The following is a 21485-nucleotide window of genomic DNA, read 5'->3' as shown; positions in this document are numbered from 1 at the left end:
GGCCGCCGGCGGGCGGCCCCCGTTCAGTCCAGGTAACCCCTCAACTGGTCCGCGAAGGCATGGTCCCGGAGCTTGTTCAGGGTCTTGGACTCGATCTGCCGTATCCGCTCCCGGGTCACCCCGAACAGCCGGCCTATCTCCTCCAGCGTGCGGGGCCGGCCGTCGATGAGCCCGTAGCGGAGCTGTACGACCTTCCGCTCGCGCTCGCCGAGGGTGGAGAGGACGGCCTCCAGGTGCTCCCTCAGCAGCAGGAACGCCGCCGACTCCACCGGGCTCGCGGCATCCCCGTCCTCGATCAGGTCGCCGAGGGCGACGTCGTCCTCCTCGCCGACCGGGGCGTGCAGCGAGACCGGTTCCTGGGCCAGGCGCAGCACCTCGGAGACCCGCTCGGGCGGCAGGTCGAGGTGCGCGGCGACCTCGTCGGGCGTCGGCTCGTACCCCCGCTCCTGGAGCATGCGCCGCTGGACGCGCACGACCCGGTTGATCAGCTCGACCACGTGCACCGGGACCCGTATGGTGCGGGCCTGGTCGGCCAGGGCCCGGGACATGGCCTGGCGGATCCACCAGGTGGCGTACGTCGAGAACTTGTAGCCGCGGGCGTAGTCGAACTTCTCCACCGCCCGGATCAGCCCGAGGTTGCCCTCCTGCACCAGGTCGAGCATGGTCAGGCCGCGGCCGATGTACCGCTTGGCGACGGACACGACGAGCCGCAGGTTGGCCTCGATGAGCCGCCGCTTGGCCATCCGTCCCATGACCACGAGCCGGTCCAGGTCGAGCGCCAACTGGCTGTCCAGGTCGGGCGTGCTGCCGAGCTTCTCCTCCGCGAACAGGCCGGCCTCGACCCTGCGGGCCAGTTCGACCTCCTCGGCGGCGGTGAGCAGCGGGATACGGCCGATCTCGCGCAGGTACTGGCGGAACAGGTCGGCGGAGGGCCCGCCGGTGTCGGCCCGGGCCGAGACCGGTGTCTCGACGGGCTCGGCGGCCTCCTCGGGCTCCTCCACGAGCGCTTCCGCCGGTGGTTCCGTGGGTTCGGCGGGCACCGCCTCCGGGTGCAGGGCGGCGCGGCTCTGCGGGGGCACGGCCACGAGTACGTCCGTCTCCGCGTCCGGCTCGTCAGCGGTCATGGCGGTGGTGCTGGTGGCACTGGTCGCGCTGTCGGTCTGGCTGAGGGTCTGGGTCTGCACGGGGGCGACCTCCAGGATGATCGCTGCTGAAGGTTGTGCGGCAGCGGTACTTCGGGAGCGGAGAGTCGACGGCCTGCGCTCCTGGGACAGGCCCCAGGGACTCGGGCACCGGACCCAGTGTGGAGTACGACACATCCCCGCCACGAGGGGCTTGCGGTGACTTTTTGCGTCCGGTTCGTGACCGGTTGGTGATCCGCGGCGGAAATCCGGGCGCCGTATCCGGCCTTGATCTGGGAGGATCCCCGGGTGTCCGGACTCCTGTACGAAACCCATGTCACCGTCCGCTGCGCCGACCCCGCCGAGACGGAGCGGCTGCGCGGCTGGGCGGACACGGCCGGGCTGAAGCTGACGCACATCGTGCTGGCCCGCGGCCGGATGCGGGACCAGCCGATGCTGACCCTGGCCGGTTCGGCCACGTACGCCGAACAGTCGGCGCGCGCGGAGGGGACGGTGGCGGCACTGCGGTCGGCCGGATTCACGCCGGTCCGGGTGAAGACGGAGTCGGCGCCGTGGGCACCGGAGGTGCCGGACGGGCCGTGCGGGGGCGGGCGGTACTTCGAGCACCACGTGAAGCTGCTCCTGGACGCGGAGACCGACCTGGCCTCGTTGACCGCACGGGTCGTCCCGCACGGCGCGCACCTGTCGTGGAACGCACACAGGGCGGGCGAGGGCGGACGGCACGAGCGGTTCGTGACGCAGCGCTGCCGGAGTGTCCGTGACGCGGAGGCCGAAGAAGCTCTGCGTCTGCTGCTCTCGGAGCTCGACGGGTTCGAAGTCCTGTCCGTGGAGCGGGAGTTCGTGCTGTACGACACCGACGAGTCGGTGGACGACGGATGGATCGAGGAGCCGATGGTTCAGGGGGTGCGGGGATGAGTGGGACGGATCGGGAACGGCCGACCAGGGATGTGCCTCGGACACTGACCTGGATACCGGGCGACGACGTGACCCAGCGCCCCGTCTTCGAACCGGCCCTGAAGCAGCACCAGAACGCCTACCGGGCCACCGACCCCGCTTTCGCCGACCCGGCGCGCGGCGAGGCGTGGCGTGCGGCCCGGCGGCAGGCGCTGCACCTGGTCCTGGCCGCGATCGGGGACTCCGAGTGGGCCGAGTCCCTGGTGCTGCGCGGCAGTCTGCTGATGTCGCTGTGGTTCGGGGAGGCGGCCCGCGAGCCCGGTGACCTGGACTTCGTCGTCGTACCGGCGGACTGGGGGATCGAGGAGGCGCGCACGACCCGGATGCTCGACGGCATCGCGGAGGCGGCGCAGGCGCGGGCGGCGGACGCGGCGGGAGTGAGGTTCGCGGCCCGGAGCACCATCGTGGAGGACATCTGGACCTACGACCGTGTGCCCGGCCGCCGCATGCTCCTGCCCTGGTCGGCACCCGGCCTGCCCGGCGGGCACGTGCAGCTGGACTTCGTCTTCGACGAGGAGCTGCCCGAGCAGCCCGAGCCGGTCGAACTGCCCGGCCGAGCCGTGCTGTTGGCCGCGTCCCCCGCGCTGTCGCTGGCCTGGAAGCTGATGTGGCTGATCGACGACATGCATCCCCAGGGCAAGGACCTGTACGACGCCGTACTGCTGGCCGAATCCCACCCGCTCCCCTACGACCTGCTGCTGCGGGTCTTCCAGCTGTCGGGCAGCGCCGACTCGTCCGGCCGGGACCGCGAGTCGGTCACCCTGCGGGAGGTGGAACAGGCCGCGGGGTACGCCGAGTGGGACCACTTCGTCACCGAGTACCCGCGGTTCGCCGACCGCGGGCGCGAGTTCGCGAAGCGGCTGGTGCAGGCGGTGACACCGACCTTCACGGGCCGCTAGAGCGCCTCCGCGCCCCGCTCCCGCAGGGCCTGGTCGTACTGCTGCAGCACCCACATCTCGTTCTGTACGGCGGCCAGCTGGGCCGGGTCGCCGCCGGTGGCGAGGCGGGTCAGCTGGGACTGGATGTCGTGGATGCGGCGTTCGACGGCGCGGCGGCGGATCTGGACCAGGACCGTGCCGGCGTAGGTCTCGTCCACCGTGCGGCGCAGGATCGGCTCCACGGCCAGCTCGGTGACCATCGCGCGGGCGGTGTCGTCGGGCGCGGCCTCGCGGACGCGGACCAGGTACTCCTGGGGGTCCTGGACGCCGTACTCCGCGCCGCCCGCCTCCGCGATCGTCTGGCGCACGGCCGCGTACGGCGGCGCGGTGAACTCGTCCGTGCCGTACGCGTCGAAGGCCGGGGAGACCAGCTCGGGGCGCTGCAGGGCGAGTTTGAGCAGTTCGCGTTCGGCGGCGTAGACCGGGTTGCGCAGGGTCAGTGCCGGGCCGCTGCCGGCCGGGCGCGGTGCCGCCGCCCACTGCTGCTCCGCGCCGCGCGACCGGCCCTGCTGCTGCGGGCCCTTGCCCCCCTCCCGCGCCCAGCGGGCCAGCTGGGCCACGCGCCGGACCACGAACTGGGTATCGAGGATGCCGAGCATGCCGGCCAGTTCGACGGCGACCTCGTGCTGGGCGCCGCTGTTCTTGATGCGGGCGACGATCGGCGCGGCCTCGTCCAGCGCCGCCGCCCGGCCCGCCGGGGTGTCCAGGTCGTACCGGCTCAGGATCTGGCGGAGCGCGAACTCGAAGAGGGGGGTTCGCGGTTCGGCCAGGTCCGCCACCGCCTCGTCGCCCTTGGCCAGGCGCAGCTCGCACGGGTCCATACCGTCGGGCGCGATCGCGATGTAGGTCTCGGCGGCGAACTTCTGGTCGTCCTCGAAGGCGCGCAGGGCCGCCTTCTGGCCGGCCGCGTCGCCGTCGAAGGTGAAGATGACGCGTGCGCTGCCGTTGTCCATCAGCAGCCGGCGCAGGATCTTGATGTGGTCGCCGCCGAAGGCAGTACCGCAGGTCGCGATGGCCGTGGTCACTCCGGCCAGGTGGCAGGCCATGACGTCGGTGTAGCCCTCGACGACGACCGCGCGGCTGCTCTTCGCGATCTCCTTCTTCGCCAGGTCGATGCCGTACAGCACCTGGCTCTTCCTGTAGATCGCCGTGTCGGGCGTGTTCAGGTACTTCGGGCCGTTGTCCGCCTCGTACAGCTTGCGGGCGCCGAAGCCGACGACCTCGCCGCCGATGTCCCGGATCGGCCACATCAGGCGGCCCCGGAAGCGGTCGATGGGGCCGCGCCGGCCCTCCTGGGAGAGACCGGACAGGAGCAGCTCCTTGTCGGAGAATCCCTTGCCGCGCAGGTAGCGGGTGAGGTGGTCCCAGCCCTGGGGGCTGTAGCCGACGCCGAAGTGGACGGCGGCGGCCTGGTCGAAGCCGCGCTCGGCGAGGAAGACCCGGCCGGTCTCGGCCTCGGGGCTGGTGGCGAGCTGCTCGGCGTACCACTGCGCGGCGATCTTGTGCGCCTCGACCAGGCGGATGCGCTCGCCGCGCTGGTGGGCCGGGTTGTACCCGCCCTCCTCGTAACGCAGCGTGATGCCGGCCTGGGCGGCGAGCCGCTCCACCGCCTCCGAGAAGGAGAGGTGGTCCACCTTCATCACGAAGGTGATGGTGTCGCCGCCCTCCTGGCAGCCGAAGCAGTGGAAGAGTCCCTTGCTCGGGCTGACCTGGAAGGACGGCGACTTCTCGTCGTGGAACGGGCACAGTCCCTTGAGGTTGCCGCCGCCCGCGTTGCGCAGCTGGAGGTACTCGGAGACCACGGCGTCGATCGGGACCGCGTCCCGTACCGCCTTCACGTCCTCGTCGTTGATCCGTCCTGCCACGCGTGAATTCTACGGGGGTGCACCGACAGCCCCGGTGTTCCCGTTGTTCCCGGTGGTCAGGAAGCGAGGCCGTCCAGAGGGACGTGCGGGTCGGCCAGGGCCTCCGTGTTCACGCGGGCCTTGGAACGGACCAGTTTCTGGATCTGCTCTGTGACATCCCACACGTTCACGTTCATCCCGGCCAGCACGCGTCCCTCCCTCACCCAGAACGCGATGAACTCCCGCTTTCCGGCGTCGCCCCGGATCACCACCTCGTCGTACGACCCGGCCGGCGCCCAGCCGCTGTACTCCATGCCCAGGTCGTACTGGTCGGTGAAGAAGTACGGCACGCGGTCGTACGTCACGTCCTGGCCCAGCATCGCGCGGGCCGCCGCCGGGCCGCCGTTCAGCGCGTTCGCCCAGTGCTCGACCCGCAGCCGGGTGTCGAACAGGGCGAGGGGGAAGTTCGCCACGTCGCCGGCCGCGTAGATGTCCGGGTCGGACGTGCGCAGCCGTTCGTCGACGACGATGCCGCCGCCGTTCGCCCGGTCGGCGATCTCCAGGCCCGCCGCCTCGGCGAGGCCGACGCGCGGGGCCGCGCCGATCGCGGCGAGGACGTCGTGCGCCGGGTGCTCCTCGCCGTCGTCGGTGCGGACCGCGAGCACCATGCCGTCCTGGCCGACGATCTCGGTGAGTTCCCGCCCGAAGTGGAAGCGGACGCCGTGCTCGCGGTGCAGCTCCGCGAAGACGCCGCCGAGCTCGGGGCCGAGGACGCCGTGCAGCGGGGTCGGACCGTGCTCGATCACGGTCACCTCCGCGCCGTACTCGCGGGCCGCCGCCGCGACCTCCAGGCCGATCCAGCCGGCACCCGCGATCACGATGTGCCCGTTGTCCCGGCCGAGGGCCGTGAGGACGCCCTTGAGGCGCTCGGCGTGCGCGAGCCGGCGCAGATGGTGCACGCCCGCCAGGTCGGTGCCCGGGATGTCCAGGCGACGGGGCTCGGCGCCGGTGACGAGCAGCAGCTTGTCGTAGCGGACGAGGGTGCCGTCGTCGCCGAAGCGGACCGTCTTCGCGCCGCGGTCGATGCGGTCCACGAACTGGCCGAGGTGCAGCTCGATGTCGTTCTGCGCGTACCAGGCCGGTTCGTGCACGAAGACGCTGTCGCGCTCGGCCTTGCCGAGCAGATAGCCCTTGGACAGCGGCGGTCGCTCGTAGGGGTGGTCGCGCTCGTCGCTGATCAGTATCACCCGGCCGGTGAAGCCCTCCGCCCGGAGCGTCTCGGCCGCCTTCGCGCCGGCGAGACCGCCCCCGACGATGACGAATGTCTGATCCGCGTCGACCACTTGATGCCTCCTCGTAAGGGTGCCGCCATGTGCGAGCGTCCCGCACCGTGCGTGCTGCGGGAAGAGGGAGTGACCCGATCAGGCCACGGAGGGTCATGTTCCTCTCACATATGCCCCGTAAGTCTCGCGTGCAGCGAGCGCGCGGAGGCGTCGGTGAGCGAGGCGATCTGGTCGACGATCACCCGCTTGCGTGCGTGGTCGTCGCCTGCCCCGTCGAACAGGGCCCGAAACTGCGGATCCAGTCCGTCCGGCGCGCGGGCGGTCAGCGCCTCCGCCAGCTCCGCCACGACGACCCGCTGGTCCGCGCGCAGCCTCTCCTGCTCGGCGCGCTGCATCACGTACCGGTCCGCGACGGCCTTGAGCACCGCGCACTCCATGCGGGCCTCGCGGGGTACGACGAGTTCGGCGTCGTAGCGGGTGAGCCGGCCGGTGCCGTACGCGGCGCGGGTGGCGCCCTCGGCGGCCAGGCAGAACCGGCCGATGAGCTGGCTGGTGGCGTCCTTCAGGCGGGCCTGGGCGACCGCGGTGCCGTCGTAGCCGTGCGGCCACCACTCCTCGTCCTGGAGGCGGTCGAGGGCGGCGGAGAGTTCGGCCGGGTCGGTGCCGGCGGGTACGTACCGGCCGATGGCGACCCCGAACACCGCCTGCCGCTCGGGTTCGGCGTGCAGACAGTTGGGGTCGATGTGACCGGCGTGCAGGCCGTCCTCGACGTCGTGCACGGAGTACGCCACGTCGTCCGACCAGTCCATGACCTGCGCCTCGAAGCAGGTGCGGGTGCCGGGCGCGTGCGCTCGGACCCAGTCGAACACCGGGCGGTCGTCCTCGTAGACGCCGAACTTCCGCGATGCCGGGTCGGTGGGGTGGGCGCCGCGCGGCCAGGGGTACTTGGTGGCGGCGTCGAGGGTGGCGCGGGTGAGGTTGAGGCCGACCGAGCGGTCCTCGGTGAACCGTTTGGGCTCGATGCGGGTGAGGAGCCGGAGGGACTGGGCGTTGCCCTCGAAGCCGCCGCAGTCGTCCGCGAAGGCGTTCAGGGCCTGTTCGCCGTTGTGACCGAAGGGCGGGTGGCCGAGGTCGTGGGCGAGACAGGCGGCCTCCACCAGGTCGGGGTCGCAGCCGAGGGCCGCGCCCAGTTCCCGGCCCACCTGCGCGCATTCGAGTGAGTGGGTGAGCCTCGTTCTGGGGCTGGCGTCCCAGGCGCTGGCGCTGCGCTCGCCCGGCGTGACGACCTGTGTCTTGCCGGCGAGTCTTCTGAGCGCGGCGGAGTGCAGGATGCGGGCGCGGTCGCGTTGGAAGGCGGTGCGGCCGGGGCGTTTGTCCGGCTCGGGGGCCCAACGCTCCGCTGCGGTGGGGTCGTAGGTTCCGTTGGGTGCGCCTTCCATGATTCGACAGTAAGCGTCGGCAGTGACAAAAGGGCGTTGGCGGTGCGCCCAATCGTCTGCCGGGGTGTGTCGTTCCGTGGGTACGGGTGCGTGCCCCGCTGTTTCTTTCAAGCCGAAGCCAGTTCCGCCTGCCTCGTCACCCGTGCCTGGTCGTACCGGTGCAGGATCAGGCGGGCCATCGCCGGATGCGCGCCCAGGGCAGCCGAGGCCATCCACGGTGCCGCCTTGGCGCACTGCGTCGCGAATCGCCCGGGAGCCGTGAAGCAGGAGGCGATCGCCACCCGGTGCCGGCCGCGTGCCGCCAGGGCCCGTACCGCCGTCGGGACGGTCGGGGTCGCCGCCGAGGCGTAGGCGGGGACGACCGGCACGCCCAGCCGTTCCGCCAGGAGGCGGGCCGTGCGGCGGGTGTCGGTGGCCGAGTCGGGGTCGCGGGAGCCGGCCGCGGCCAGGACGACCGCGCTCGCGCGGCGGGTGGCCGAGTCCGGGGCCGGGGGCCAGCCGGCCTCGAGGAGACGGTCGTAGAGGGTCTCCACCAGGAGCGGGTGCGGGCCGAGCGGGACGGCCAGGCGGGTGGGTGCCGGTGCGGCGGCGGCCATCTCGGGGATGTCCTGCTTGACGTGGTAGCCGCGGGAGAGGAGCAGCGGGACCAGGACGGCGGGGGTGTCGCCGAGAGCGGCGAGGGTGTCCGGGAGCAGCGGGGCGTTCAGCTCGATGTGGCCCAGGTGGACCGGGAGGGCGGGGCGCAGTTCGCGCACCCGGTCCGTCAGCGTCCGTACGGTCTCCAGGGCGCGCGGGTCGCGGCTGCCGTGGGCGACCAGGACAAGGGCGGGCGGGGCCGTGCGGCGGTGGCCGAGCGGCGAGACCAGCCGGAGCCGGTCGGCGAGCTGGCTGCTGATGCTGTCCATGAGGTGCGCCGTGCTGTCGAGGTGGACGCGGGACTCGGAGCGGGGAGGTTGCGACGCCGTCATGCAAGGATCCTGACGGCGCCAGGTTGCGTGGCCGTTGCCGGGCCGTCACGGGCGTTTTCCGGTGCTTCACGTCGTACGGATGCTCGATGTGAGGCGAACCGGACGGCTGCCGGTGGCGTCCTCCATGGTCGGAACCGGTCGGAACCGATCCCTGGGGGGCCGTATGAAGATCCGTCGACCGCGGCTGCCGCGCACCCGCACGGGGCAGCGGCGGCTGGTGCAGGCCGTGATGGCCGGGTGTGTGCTGGCGCTGCTGCCGGCGACCTGGCTGTTCGTGTCCACGGCGGACCGGCTGCGCACGACGGCGGACGCCCCGTCGGCACCCGTCGCGGTCGTCTTCGGCGCGGGGCTGTGGAACGGGGAGCCGTCGCCGTATCTGGCGCACCGGCTGGACGCTGCGGCGCGGCTGTACCGGGCGGGGCGGATCAAGGTCGTGCTCGTCACCGGGGACAACAGCCGCAAGGACTACGACGAGCCCGACGCCATGCGTGCCTACCTGAAGAAACACGGGGTGCCGGACCAGCGGATCGTCAGTGACTACGCCGGGTTCGACACCTGGGACTCCTGTGTGCGGGCCAAGAAGATCTTCGGTGTGGACCGGGCGGTGCTGATCAGCCAGGGTTTTCACATCCGGCGTGCGGTGGCGCTGTGCGAGGCGGCGGGCGTGGACTCGTACGGGGTCGGGGTCGACGCCAAGCACGACGTGACCTGGTACTACGGCGGGACACGCGAGGTGTTCGCGGCGGGCAAGGCGGTGCTGGACGCGGTGTTCCGCCCGGATCCGACCTTCCTCGGGCCGCGGGAGCACGGGGTCACCAAGGCGCTGGCTCAGGCGCGGGGCTGACATGGAGCTCACGGACCTGACGCCCGCGGAGCGGCGCGTCCGGGAGGCTTTCCCGCTCGGCGAAGGGGTCGACTTCCGGGAGGGCGACGACGAGGACCCCGAGCGGGGCACGTCATGGGGTCCGGAGCGGACGCTGCGGGCGGAGGTGCTGCGGGAGCTGCTGCTGGACGGGCCGGTGCGGAACGACCGGATCGCCGGGCTGAAGGTGTGGGGGGCGCGCATCACCGGGCGGCTGGACCTCAGGTACGGCACCGTCGGCCATCCGGTCCGGCTGCGTTTCTGCCACTTCGAGGAGGCGCCCGAACTGTACGGGGCGCGGGTCGTCGCGCTGGTCCTGAGCGACTCGGTGCTGCCGGGGCTGACGGCCGGGAACCTGCGCGCCGAAGGGGTCGTGCGGATCAGCTGCTGCCGGATCACGGGGCCGGTACGCCTCCAGGGGGCGAAGCTGTCCGGGGCGTTCTTCGCGGGCGGTGCGCGGCTCGGCAGTCCCGGCGAGGTCCCCGAGGAGCCCGTGCTCCAGCTCAACCACGCCGAGGTGGCCACCGACGTGTGGGCCCCGGGGCTGGTGGCGCACGGCAAGGTGCACCTGAACGGGGCGGTCGTCGGCGGGCAGGTCAATCTCAACGACGCCGAGCTGAACGCCCCCGGCGGCTCCGCCTTGCACGCCGAGGTCCTGACGGTCGGCACCGACCTGCACGCCATGCGGCTGCGGACCCACGGCCGGGTCAATCTGGCCGGTGCCAGGATTCCCCGTCAGCTCAACCTCGCCCACGCCCGCCTGTCCAACCCGGGCGGGCAGGCCCTGCGCGCCAGCAGCAGTGTCATCGGCGAGCTGTGGCTGCGCGAGGCCGCTCCCATCGAGGGAGCGGTCAATCTGCGCCGGGCCCAGCTCGACCTGCTGCACGTGCCGCCCGAGGTGTGGCCCCGGCAGGTCCGGCTCGACGGGCTCGGCTACCGCGTCCTGACCCCGCACCTGACCGCCGAGCAGCGTCTTCCGCTGCTGGAACGCGAGCCGGACGGCTACCTTCCGCAGCCCTACGAGCAGCTCACCACGGCCTACCGCACGGTGGGCGACGACGCCGCCGCGCGCACCGTCCAGCTGGCCAAGCTCCGCCGGCACCGCCGTACCCTGCCGCCGTACGCCCGGCTGTGGGGCTTCCTCCAGGACGCGGCCGTCGGCTACGGCTTCCGCCCGATGCGGGCCGCGGGCTGGCTGCTGCTCCTGCTGTGCACCGGCACGCTCGCCTTCGCCCTGCACCATCCGCCCGCGCTCAAGCCCGCCGAGGCGCCCGCGTTCAACCCGCTCTTCTACACGCTCGACCTGCTGCTGCCGATCATCGACTTCGGCCAGGAGGGGGCGTACGCGCCGGGCGGGTGGTACCAGTGGCTGTCGTATCTGCTGATCGTCACCGGCTGGGTGCTGGCGACGACCATCGCGGCGGGCGTCAGCCGCTCGCTGAGCCGGCAGTAGGGACCTCACGGCGTCACCGGCCCGGCGGGGAGGCCGCCGTGCCGGGCGTGTAACCGGAAGCGGTCGGGGCCGTAACACGCCCGACGCACGCTGGCGGCATGGAACCGATCGCCTCGACGCCCACCCACTGCCCGTACTGCGCCTTGCAGTGCGGGATGAACATCATGCCCCTGCCGCAGGGGGGCGTCGAGGTGACCGAGCGGACGGACTTCCCGGTGAACCGGGGCGCGCTGTGCGGCAAGGGCCGTACGGCGGCCGAGGTGCTGTCGCCGGCGGTACGGCTGACCTCGCCGCTGGTGCGGTCCGGGGGCCGGCTGGTCGAGGCGGGCTGGGCCGAGGCGCTGGACCGGATCGCCGAGCGGCTCGGGACCATACGGCAGGAGTACGGCGCGGACGCGCTGGGTGTGTTCGGCGGGGGCGGGCTGACGAACGAGAAGGCGTACGCGCTCGGGAAGTTCGCCCGGGTGGTGCTCGGCACCTCGCAGATCGACTACAACGGCCGGTTCTGCATGTCCTCGGCCGCGGCGGCGGGCACCAAGGCGTTCGGTCTCGACCGGGGCCTCCCCTTCCCCCTGGAGGACATCCCGAAGACCGGGTGCGTGATCCTCGTCGGGTCGAACCTCGCGGAGACCATGCCGCCGTCCCTGCGCTTCTTCACCGAACTGCGGGAGAACGGCGGCACGTTGATCGTCGTCGACCCGCGCCGGACGAGGACGGCCGAGCAGGCGGACCTGCACCTGGCCCCCCGCCCCGGCACCGACCTCGCCCTGGCCCTCGGCCTGCTGCACCTGGTGGTGGCGGAGGGGCGGACGGACGAGGAGTACATCCGGGAGCGGACGACGGGCTGGGAGCAGGCGCGCGCGGCGGCGATGGCGCACTGGCCGGAGCACGTGGAGCGGATCACGGGGGTGTCCGTTCCGCAACTGCGCGAGGCTGTACGGCTGTTCTGCGAGCCCGAGTCGGCGATGGTGCTCACCGCACGCGGGCCGGAGCAGCAGTCCAAGGGGACGGACACGGTGGGCGCGTGGATCAACCTGTGCCTGGCGACCGGCCGGGCGGGCCGCCCGCTGTCCGGGTACGGCTGTCTGACCGGGCAGGGCAACGGGCAGGGCGGGCGCGAACACGGCCAGAAGGCCGACCAGTTGCCCGGCTACCGCAAGCTGGACGACCCGGCGGCACGGGCGCATGTGGCCGGAGTGTGGGGCGTCGACCCGGATGCGCTCCCCGGCCCCGGACGCAGCGCGTACGAACTCCTCGACGCCCTCGGCACGGACATCAGGGCGCTGCTGCTGATGGGCTCCAACCCGGTGGTGTCGGCGCCACGCGCGGCCCACGTGGAGGAGCGCATCAAGTCCCTCGACTTCCTGGCCGTTTGTGACGTCGTACGGTCGGAGACGGCCGAGCTGGCGGACGTGGTCCTGCCGGTGACGCAGTGGGCGGAGGAGTCGGGCACGACGACCAGCCTGGAGGGCAGGGTCCTGCTGCGCCGCCAGGCGGTCACCCCGCCGCCCGGCGTCCACAGCGACCTGTACGTCCTGCACGAGCTGGCCGCGCGCCTCGGCGTGGAGAAGGGCTTCCCGATCGAACCGGAGGAGGCCTTCGACGAACTCCGCCGGGCGAGCGCGGGCGGCCCGGCGGACTACTCCGGGATCACGTACGGGCGGCTGGCCAGGGAGAACGGGGTGTTCTGGCCGTGCCCGGAGCCGTCGGAGGGCGCCACGGACGAGGCCCACCCGGGCACCCCCCGCCTCTTCCTCGACCGGTTCGCCACCGACGACGGCCGCGCCCGGTTCGTCGCCGTGGCGCACCGGGCGACGGCGGAGGAACCGGACGCCGAGTACCCGCTGCTGCTGACCACCGGCCGGGTGGTCGCGCAGTACCAGTCGGGCGCCCAGACCCGGAGGGTGACCGAGCTGAACGCCGCCGCTCCCGGCCCCTTCGTGGAACTGCACCCCCGGCTCGCGGCCCGGATCGGTGCCGCCGACGGGGATCCGGTGACCGTGACCTCCCGCCGGGGCCGGGCGACCGCCCCCGCCCGGATCACCTCCGCCATCCGCCCGGACACCGTCTTCATGCCCTTCCACTGGCCCGGCGAGGGCCGCGCCAACACCCTGACCAACCCGGCACTCGACCCCACGTCCCGGATGCCGGAGTTCAAGTCGTGCGCGGTGCGGGTGGAGGTCGTGCGGAGTTAGGAGATCGGCAGACCGCCACGATCTCCCCCGCATGAGCCATCCACGCCACCTGCCGGTTCCGGTGTGAAGCTCCGGTACGACTTCCGCGTGTACCCGAGCGCCTCCAGCGCAAGCAGTTGGCGAGTGCGCCCGTGCCGTACGGAACGAACACATTGCTGGACTGATCAGCGCCCGCCCCAGTGCCCGCCGTCGATCGGCCGGCCCTGGTCCCGCAGCCGGACCGCCACGCGCGATGCGGCCAGGTACACCCAGGCCCGGGAGGTGGTGCCGTCGGTGCGTACGACGTCCCGGGCGACGCGCTCGTACAGGTTGCGCGGATCGCCCGGCGTGCACTCCTCCAGCCGGTCGAGGGCGGCCAGTAGCTCCTCGTACGCCTCCGGCCGGCAGGTCACCAACTCGCCGTACACCTCTCCCCCGGGCTCTTCGACGGCATAGGGGTAGCCAGGTCCGTCGTACAGCACGGCACCAGGGAGTCGGGCCGGTTCCTCCGACGTGGTGCGGCCCCGCAGGAAGAGGTCGTGGTTGGCCTCGCCGGGGCGCAGGGTGCCGTAGACGAAGAAGGGCAGTGGGGTTCCGGGCTCCTCAGGGTCGTTCTCGTTCTCCTCGGTGATCACGGAAACGATTCTCTACCCCCTTCGGCTCCACACACATCTCCATGAAGGGGCTATGGACATGACATGTCAGGGCCCCTTAAATCACTGGGGACATCAGCGCCGCCCCCACGCCTTGACGGGCGCTTCCCCGAGGAGATCCATGAGCCGGATACGCCAGCACGTCCGAGGATCCCGTCGTCTCGCCACCACCGCCGGCGTCGCCGTCACCACCGCGACCCTGCTGTCCGTGGCCCTTTCCCCCGCCGCCCACGCCGACGCCAGACCGACCAGGGCCACCGCGATCCAGAACGCGGCGTCGGCACTCCTGGCCCACGCCGCCGGCCTGGGCCTGACCTCCGCCGAGGACACCAGCGTCCGCGACGTGATCGTGGACAAGGACGGCACCCAGCACGTCCGCTACGACCGCACCTACCACGGACTGCCCGTGCTGGGCGGCGACTTCGTGGTCCACCTGGCCCCGAACGGCACCTACCGCAGCGCGAACCGGGCCACCCGCAGCCCGATATCCCTCGGCTCCATCCTCCCGGAGATCTCGGCCCCCAAGGCAGCCGACCTCGCCGTGAACGCCCTGCGCGCCGCCAACCTCGGGGACGCGCTCCAGCAGGTCAAGGCCAAGCCCGAGCTGATCGTCGACGCCCTGCACGGCACCCCGAGGCTCGCCTGGCGCACCAACGCGGTCGGCCTCGACTCGCTCGGCAACCCGGTCGCCCGTACCGTGCTGACCGACGCCCGCACCGGCCGCCAGATCGACGCCTGGGACAGCATCGAGACCGCCGCCGGCGACGGAAAGTCGCTGTACAGCGGGACGGTGCCGCTGGAGACGACCCAGTCGGGATCGTCGTACCAGCTCAAGGACCCGACGCGCGGCAACACCTACACCGGTGACGCCGAGGGCAAGACGGACCTGTGCTTCTTCGGCATCTGCTTCAGCCGGGCGCCCGCGGACCTGTTCACGGACGCCGACAACCACTGGGGCACCGGCACCACCTCCGACCGCGCCTCGGCCGCCGTCGACGCCCAGTACGGCACCAACACGACCTGGGACTACTACAAGAACGTCCAGGGGCGCAACGGCATCGCGGGCGACGGCAAGGGCTCGTACAACCGTGTCCACTACGGCAGCAACTACAACAACGCCTTCTGGGACGACAGTTGCTTCTGCATGACGTACGGCGACGGTGACGGCACCACCTTCGGGCCGCTGGTCGCCCTCGACGTCGCCGGGCACGAGATGACCCACGGAGTCACCTCCAAGACGGCCGCGCTGACCTACTCCGGCGAGTCCGGCGGGCTCAACGAGGCCACCTCGGACATCCTCGGCACGATGGTGGAGTGGTACGCGAACAACCCGTCCGACCCCGGCGACTACCTCATCGGCGAGAAGATCGTGAAGTCCGGCTTCGGCCACACCGCCCTGCGCTACATGGACAAGCCGTCCAAGGACGGCAACTCGGCGGACTACTGGAGTTCGTCGGTCGGGAACCTCGACGTCCACTACTCCTCCGGCGTCGCCAACCACTTCGCCTACCTGCTGGCGGAGGGCAGCGGCCCGAAGACCATCAACGGCGTCAGCTACGACTCCCCCACCTCCAACGGCTCCACGGTCACCGGCATCGGCCGGGACAAGGTCGGCAAGATCTGGTACCGGGCGCTGACGGTCTACATGACCTCCTCCACGAACTACGCGGGGGCGAGGTCGGCGACGCTGAACGCCGCGAAGGACCTGTACGGCGCGGGCAGCGCGGAGTACAACGCGGTGGCGGCGGCCTGGAGCGCCGTCAACGTGAACTGAGCCCGCATCGGGTACGCCAGGCCGCGGCCGCCCCGGTGATGGTTCCGGGGCAGCCGCGGTCTGCTGCGCCACCCCTGCCGTCACCCGTTCAACGGGCAGCGTCGCTCCATTCGTGTTTTCTTCATACCGGTCATCCCTCCGGGGTCCGCGTACGCCGGTGACCTGACGGAATCCGGCGCGGGCTAGGCCGTGTGGGGGCCGGGCAGGACACCCGTTCACCGCAATTCTGACGGGTCATCAGGGAGCGCGACTCCCGGACTGCGACTTACCTCGGTAAGGAACGGACCGAGACGCGAGACCTGGGGAGCACCATGCGACGCATCGCCCGTCTGCTGGCCGGTACCGCGCTCGTCGTGGCAGCCGCGGCACCCGCCTGGGCCGGCACCGGCAGCCTGGACCTGTACCCCTCCAGCGTGGTGCCCGGCGCCCAGGTCTCGGCGAACACCGCCGCGTGCGGCGACAGGGGCTCGGCGGTCGGGGACGCGAGCGCGCTCGGCGCCGGCACCTTCACGCTGGCGCCCAGCTCGCACAACGGCGAGGCGATCGGGCAGTTCCAGGTGCCGGAGAGCGCGCAGCCCGGGACGTACGAGATCGTCGCCAAGTGTGCCGAGGGCAAGCGGCAGGTGACCGGCGACCTGGTGGTGGCCTTGAGCGCGGCGCACGAGCAGGTGCAGCCGCGAGGAAGCGTGAAGACGGGGGTCGGCGGCGCACTCGGCACCGACCCCGTGAAAACCGCGGCGGGTGTGACGGCGCTGGCCGTCGCCGCCGCGGGCGGTACCTGGCTCCTGCATCGCCGGGCGAGCGGCGACGGGATCTGACGGACACCCTCCGCTGTCCGTCAGCCGGTACCGCACATCCCGCCCCCTCCGGGTCCGATGCCCCTCGCGACCCGGAGGGGGAGGGGGTCAAGGGCGACCCAGCCCCGGATATTCGGGGTCCACCCCCCGGCGTGTTCGGGGCCTCCCCCCGGTCTTCGGGGTCCGGCCCCTGGGAGAAGGGTTCGTATGCGCAGCAGAACCAAGCGCGACAGGCTCGGCGACACCGCGATAGCCGCGGTCACCGTCGTGGCCCTCGGCTCCGGGGTGTGGCTGCTCGGCGGCAGTGCCGGGACGCACGCACCGCCACAGCCCGCCGTGGCCGAGGGGCGCCCGGAACCGGGGCGCGAGCCGCTCGCGGCCCCCGCCCTCGCCCCCTCCATGCCCACCCGCATCCGCATCCCCGCGATCCGCGTGAACGCCCCGCTGACGAGCCTGGCCCTGACCCGCTCCGGCAGCCTGGACGCACCCCCGGCCCAGAACAAGAACCTGGCCGGCTGGTACGAGGCCGGCACCATACCCGGCGAGACGGGCACCGCGATCGTCGCCGGCCATGTCGACAACGCCGAGGGCCCCGCCGTCTTCTACGACCTGGGCGCGCTGAAACGCGGCGCCCGCATAGAGGTGGACCGCCGGGACGGCTCCGTGGCCGTGTTCACCGTGGACGCGGTGAAGGTGTACGCGGCGAACAACTTCCCCGACGAGAAGGTCTACGGCGCGGCGCCCCGCCCCGAACTCCGCGTGATCACCTGCGGCGGCGGCTACTCGAAGGCCACCGGCTACCAGGGCAACGTGGTGGTGTTCGCCCACCTGACCGGGAGCCGCTGACGACTCGCGACCTCACAGCCCGCCCCGGCGCCCGCACGGACCCCTCACACCCCCTGCACGGCCCCGCTGAGGGCAGCGTTCCTCACGGGAAACAGGCGTGATGCGACCGGGTAACGTCGGGACCGCACGCTCAAGTGCATGACCTCGAATACGCGTGTGGTGGTGATCGGCGCCGGCCTCGCGGGCGCACGGCTCGCCCTGCGGCTCGGCGAGCTGGGCACGCCCGCGCTGCTCGTCGGCGAGGAGGAGCACCCGCCGTACAACCGGATGCTGCTCGCCGAGGTGCTGGCCGGACGGTACGCCCCCGAGGTGATCGGCCTGCCGGCGCCCGATGGCCTGCTGCGCGCCCGGGTCACCCGTATCGACCGGGGGGCCCGGACCGCCGAGTGCGCCGACGGCTCCTCGATCGCATACGACACACTGGTGCTCGCCACCGGCTCCAACCCCGTGCTGCCGCCCCTGCGCGGTCTGTTCACCCCGGACCACCAACTCCCCGAGGGCATCCACGCGTTCCGCACGATGGACGACTGCCTGGGGCTGGCCAAGGCGGTCCGGCCGGGTGTGCGCGCCGTCGTCATCGGGGGCGGGCTGCTCGGCGTGTCCGCCGCCCGCGCGCTCGCCGCGCGCGGCGCCCAGGTGGTCCTCGCCCAGCAGGCCGAGCGGATCATGGAACGCCAGCTCGACCCGGACGCCTCCCGGCTGGTGCTGCGGCACCTGACCGACCTGGGCGTCGAGGTGCACACCGAGTGCCGGGTACGGGACGTGCGCTGCGTCGCGGGCGCCGTCCGCTCGGTGGAGCTGGCCGACGGATACGCCCTCGACGCCGACCTCGTCGTCCTCGCCTGCGGGGTGCGCCCGCGCACCGGACTCGCCGAACAGGCCGGTCTCGCCGTGCACCAGGGCATCCTCGTCGACGACGAACTGCGCACCTCCGACCCGCACATCCACGCCGTCGGCGACTGCGTCCAGCACGACGGCACGGTCTACGGCCTGGCCACACCCGCCGTGGAACAGGCCGACGCCCTCGCCGAGCTGCTCGCGGGCAACCCCGGCGCCCGCTACTCCGGCACCCGTTCCCTGACCCGGCTGACCCTCACCGGCCCGGGCTCCCCCTTCGACCTGGCCGCGTTCGGCGAGACCGAGGCGCGCCCCGGCGACGACGTCGTACGGCTCGCCGACGCCACCCGCGGCACCTACCGCAAGGTCGTCGTCCGCGAGGACCGCCTGGTCGGCGGGGTCCTCGTCGGCGAACTCGGCACCGTCGGCGCGCTCGCCCGCGCCTGGGAGGGAGCAGAGCCGCTCCCCTCCGACGGCGGCCCCCTGCTCCACCTGCTCACCAATGACGGAGGCTCCTGATGACCACCGCCCCGGGGGCCACCCCCACGATCGTGCTCGTCGGCCACGGCATGGTCGGCCAGCGCTTCCTCGAAGCGCTCGCCGAGCGCGGCCTGACCGCCACGCACCGCGTGGTCGTGCTGTGCGAGGAGCCGCGTCCCGCGTACGACCGTGTCGCCCTCACCTCGTACTTCTCGGGCAGGACCGCCGAGGACCTCTCCATGACCGACATGGAGTTCATCGAGGACCACGGCATCGAGCTGTACGTCGGCGACCCGGCGGAGACGATCGACCGCGAGGCGAGGACGGTCACCGCCAGGTCCGGCCAGGTCTTCGCGTACGACACCCTCGTGCTGGCCACCGGGTCCTACCCGTTCGTGCCGCCGGTGCCCAACAAGGACGCCACCGGCTGTTTCGTCTACCGGACCATCGAGGACCTCCTCGCCATCGAGGAGTACGCGAGGACGAGGGCGACGACCGGCGCCGTGGTCGGCGGCGGCCTGCTCGGCCTGGAGGCGGCCGGTGCGCTGAAGGGACTCGGACTGGCCACCCACATCGTGGAGTTCGCGCCGCGCCTGATGCCGGTGCAGGTCGACGAGGGCGGTGGCGCGGCGCTGCTGCGGACCATCGCGGGCATGGGCCTGAGCGTGCACACGGGCGTGGGCACGCAGGAGATCGTCACGGACGGCTCCGGCGCGGTCACCGGCATGAAGCTGTCCGACGGCTCCGAACTGCCCACCGACATGGTCGTGTTCAGCGCCGGAGTCCGCCCCCGCGACCAGCTGGCCCGGGACTGCGGCCTGACGGTCGGCGAGCGCGGCGGCATCACGGTGGACGAGCAGTGCCGCACCGTGACCGACCCGCACGTCTTCGCGATCGGCGAGTGCGCGCTGGCGGCGGACGGCCGGGTGTACGGCCTGGTGGCGCCCGGGTACGAGCAGGCGCAGACGGCCGCGGCGACGATCGCCTCCGACGAAGCCGCCTTCGTCGGCGCCGACCTGTCCACCAAGCTGAAGCTGCTCGGCGTGGACGTGGCGTCCTTCGGCGACGCCCACGGCACCACCGCGGACTGCCTGGACGTCGTCTACTCCGACTCCCGCGCCGGCCTGTACAAGAAGCTGGTCATCGGCCCGGACGGCACGCTGCTCGGCGGCATCCTGGTCGGCGACGCGGACGCGTACGGCACCCTGCGCGCCCTGACCGGTTCGGTGCCGCCCATCTCCCCCGAGTCGCTCGTCCTGCCCGTCGGAGCCGACTCGGGGGCCCAGCTCGGCCCGTCCGCACTGCCGGACGAGGCGATCATCTGCTCCTGCCACAACGTCAGCAAGGGCGCCATCCGGGGCGCGGTGACGGAGCACGAGTGCACCACCGTGCCCGAGGTGAAGAAGTGCACCAAGGCCGGTACCGGCTGCGGCAGTTGCGTCAAGGTGCTCGGCCAGCTCGTCAACGCCGAGCTGGAGGCGTCCGGCGTCGAGGTCGACAAGGGCCTGTGCGGCTGCTTCGCCCAGACCCGCGAGGAGCTGTACGAGATCGTCCTCGCGCTGCGCATCACGTCGTACCAGGAGCTGCTGGACCGCTACGGCCGCGAGGGCGCCCGGGACGGCGACGGCTGCGAGACCTGCAAGCCGGCGGTCGGCTCGATCATCGCCTCCCTCGCCCCGTCGATCGGCGCGAGCGGCTATGTCCTGGACGGCGAGCAGGCGGCCCTGCAGGACACCAACGACCACTTCCTGGCCAACCTGCAGAAGAACGGCTCGTACTCGGTCGTGCCGCGCATCCCCGGCGGTGAGATCGCGCCCGAGAAGCTGATCGTGATCGGCGAGATCGCCCGGGACTTCGGCCTCTACACGAAGATCACCGGTGGTCAGCGCATCGACATGTTCGGTGCGCGGGTCGAGCAGCTGCCGCTGATCTGGGCCCGGTTGGTGGACGCCGGCTTCGAGTCCGGGCACGCCTACGGCAAGGCGCTGCGCACGGTGAAGTCCTGCGTGGGCTCCACCTGGTGCCGCTACGGCGTCCAGGACTCCGTCAGGATGGCGATCGACCTGGAGCTGCGCTACCGGGGCCTGCGCTCCCCGCACAAGCTGAAGTCGGCGGTCTCCGGCTGCCAGCGCGAGTGCGCCGAGGCCCAGTCGAAGGACTTCGGGGTGATCGCCACCGTGGGCGGCTGGAACCTGTACGTCGGCGGCAACGGCGGCGCCACCCCGCGCCACGCGGACCTGCTGGCCCAGGACCTCTCCGACGCCGAACTGATCCGCCTGATCGACCGTTTCCTGATGTTCTACATCCGCACGGCCGACCGCCTGGAGCGCACGAGCGTGTGGCTGGAGCGGATCCCGGGCGGCCTGGACCACGTACGGGACGTGGTGGTGCACGACTCGCTCGGCATCTGCGACGACCTGGAGCAGCTGATGCGGGCGCACGTCTCCCACTACCGCGACGAGTGGGCGGAGACCATCAACGACCCCGAGAAGCTCGCCCGGTTCGTGTCCTTCGTGAACGCCCCGGACACCCCGGACCCGGTCGTCGCCTTCGTCCCCGAGCGCGACCAGATCAAGCCCGACCTGCCGCTGCTGAACATCGGTTTGCGGCCCGCCGACGACGTCCTGGAAGGAAGCGCCCGATGACCCTGGCTGTCGAGACCACCGACCTGAAGGTCCAGCTCCGGCTCGCCGACGACGACTGGTTCACGGCCTGCGACCTGAGCGCGCTCACCCCGGGCCGCGGGGTGGCCGCCCTGCTGCCGGACGGCCGCCAGGTGGCCCTCTTCCGGGACCGCGCCGACCGCCTGTACGCCGTCGACAACCGCGACCCCTTCACCGGCGCGGCCGTCCTCTCCCGCGGCCTGACCGGCACCCACCGGGACCGCCCGTTCGTCGCCTCGCCCCTGCTCAAGCAGCGCTTCGACCTGGTCAGCGGGGAGTGTCTGGACGACGAGGAGGTGCGGGTCGCCGCGTACGAGGTGCGGGCGGCCTAGCCCCTGCCTCGGTTGCTTGACCGATCGTTCCAGAAAAGCCTAGGCT

At 72.2% G+C, this 21485-nt stretch carries 16 protein-coding genes and 1 pseudogene; 11 read left to right on the top strand and 6 right to left on the bottom strand.

All coding sequences use genetic code 11. The annotated features are described in order from the left end of the window. Positions 1-23: 23 nt before the first annotated feature. Positions 24-1302: pseudogene (locus ACWGJ5_RS10135) on the bottom strand (RNA polymerase sigma factor). Between the two features lie 128 nt (positions 1303-1430). Here ACWGJ5_RS10135 and ACWGJ5_RS10130 point away from each other — a divergent pair. Further along, positions 1431-2057 (top strand): hypothetical protein, encoded by a 627-nt coding sequence (locus tag ACWGJ5_RS10130; protein ID WP_453309277.1) that lies wholly within the window; start codon positions 1431-1433, stop codon positions 2055-2057. A gap of 68 nt (positions 2058-2125) precedes the next feature. Continuing rightward, a complete protein-coding gene (locus ACWGJ5_RS10125; RefSeq protein ID WP_453309276.1) occupies positions 2126-2995 on the top strand; it encodes a nucleotidyl transferase AbiEii/AbiGii toxin family protein in 870 nt (289 codons plus the stop codon). On the opposite strand, the gene dnaG is transcribed toward ACWGJ5_RS10125, so the two are convergent. The 4 genes from dnaG to ACWGJ5_RS10105 form a co-directional block, all read right to left on the bottom strand. After that, positions 2992-4899 (bottom strand): DNA primase, encoded by a 1908-nt coding sequence (gene dnaG / locus ACWGJ5_RS10120; RefSeq protein ID WP_453309275.1) that lies wholly within the window; start codon positions 4897-4899, stop codon positions 2992-2994. The two genes, ACWGJ5_RS10125 and dnaG, sit on opposite strands and share 4 nt — an antisense overlap. Positions 4900-4955: 56 nt before the next feature. Further along, positions 4956-6221 (bottom strand): NAD(P)/FAD-dependent oxidoreductase, encoded by a 1266-nt coding sequence (locus ACWGJ5_RS10115; RefSeq protein WP_453309274.1) that lies wholly within the window; start codon positions 6219-6221, stop codon positions 4956-4958. A 104-nt stretch (positions 6222-6325) separates the two neighbouring features. After that, positions 6326-7600 (bottom strand): deoxyguanosinetriphosphate triphosphohydrolase, encoded by a 1275-nt coding sequence (locus tag ACWGJ5_RS10110; protein ID WP_453309273.1) that lies wholly within the window; start codon positions 7598-7600, stop codon positions 6326-6328. A 107-nt stretch (positions 7601-7707) separates the two neighbouring features. Then, on the bottom strand, positions 7708-8568 hold the full coding sequence (locus ACWGJ5_RS10105) for a sirohydrochlorin chelatase (protein WP_453309272.1): 861 nt from the start codon (positions 8566-8568) through the stop codon (positions 7708-7710). 163 nt (positions 8569-8731) lie between these two features. Between ACWGJ5_RS10105 and ACWGJ5_RS10100 the strand changes: the two genes are divergently transcribed. The 3 genes from ACWGJ5_RS10100 to ACWGJ5_RS10090 all read left to right on the top strand — a co-directional run bounded on the left by ACWGJ5_RS10100 (position 8732) and on the right by ACWGJ5_RS10090 (position 13078). Then, the gene (locus ACWGJ5_RS10100) at positions 8732-9412 is read left to right on the top strand and encodes a SanA/YdcF family protein (protein ID WP_453309271.1); all 681 of its coding nucleotides are present in this window, start codon (positions 8732-8734) and stop codon (positions 9410-9412) included. 1 nt (position 9413) lies between these two features. Next, the gene (locus ACWGJ5_RS10095) at positions 9414-10883 is read left to right on the top strand and encodes a membrane-associated oxidoreductase (protein ID WP_453309270.1); all 1470 of its coding nucleotides are present in this window, start codon (positions 9414-9416) and stop codon (positions 10881-10883) included. 98 nt (positions 10884-10981) lie between these two features. Next, positions 10982-13078 (top strand): molybdopterin oxidoreductase family protein, encoded by a 2097-nt coding sequence (locus ACWGJ5_RS10090; protein ID WP_453309269.1) that lies wholly within the window; start codon positions 10982-10984, stop codon positions 13076-13078. Positions 13079-13242: 164 nt separating this feature from the next. Here the strand turns inward: ACWGJ5_RS10090 and ACWGJ5_RS10085 are convergent, their stop codons facing one another. Next, complete coding sequence (locus ACWGJ5_RS10085; protein ID WP_453309268.1) at positions 13243-13692, bottom strand: gamma-glutamylcyclotransferase family protein; 450 nt, start codon at positions 13690-13692, stop codon at positions 13243-13245. A 139-nt stretch (positions 13693-13831) separates the two neighbouring features. On the opposite strand from ACWGJ5_RS10085, the gene ACWGJ5_RS10080 reads away from it, so the two are divergent. From ACWGJ5_RS10080 to nirD, 6 genes are all read left to right on the top strand, one after another. Next, entirely contained in the window at positions 13832-15484 is a 1653-nt protein-coding gene (locus tag ACWGJ5_RS10080; RefSeq protein ID WP_453309267.1) for a M4 family metallopeptidase, read from the top strand. 311 nt (positions 15485-15795) lie between these two features. Then, entirely contained in the window at positions 15796-16302 is a 507-nt protein-coding gene (locus tag ACWGJ5_RS10075) for a hypothetical protein (RefSeq protein ID WP_453309266.1), read from the top strand. Positions 16303-16488: 186 nt separating this feature from the next. Then, positions 16489-17127, top strand: a complete 639-nt coding sequence (locus ACWGJ5_RS10070) for a class F sortase (RefSeq protein ID WP_453309265.1) — start codon at positions 16489-16491, stop codon at positions 17125-17127. 138 nt (positions 17128-17265) lie between these two features. After that, complete coding sequence (locus ACWGJ5_RS10065) at positions 17266-18483, top strand: NAD(P)/FAD-dependent oxidoreductase (RefSeq protein WP_453309264.1); 1218 nt, start codon at positions 17266-17268, stop codon at positions 18481-18483. After that, positions 18483-21089 carry a nitrite reductase large subunit NirB gene (gene nirB / locus ACWGJ5_RS10060; protein WP_453309263.1) on the top strand — a complete coding sequence of 869 codons (2607 nt, stop codon included), beginning with the start codon at positions 18483-18485 and terminating at the stop codon, positions 21087-21089. Before ACWGJ5_RS10065 ends, nirB begins: the two co-directional genes overlap by 1 nt. Next, on the top strand, positions 21086-21439 hold the full coding sequence (gene nirD, locus ACWGJ5_RS10055) for a nitrite reductase small subunit NirD (protein WP_453309262.1): 354 nt from the start codon (positions 21086-21088) through the stop codon (positions 21437-21439). Before nirB ends, nirD begins: the two co-directional genes overlap by 4 nt. Positions 21440-21485 lie beyond the last annotated feature (46 nt).

The organism is Streptomyces sp. NPDC054783 (assembly GCF_053611725.1).
The sequence above is the reverse complement of the archived record's forward strand: the minus strand, read 5'-3'. Positions and strand labels throughout refer to the sequence as shown.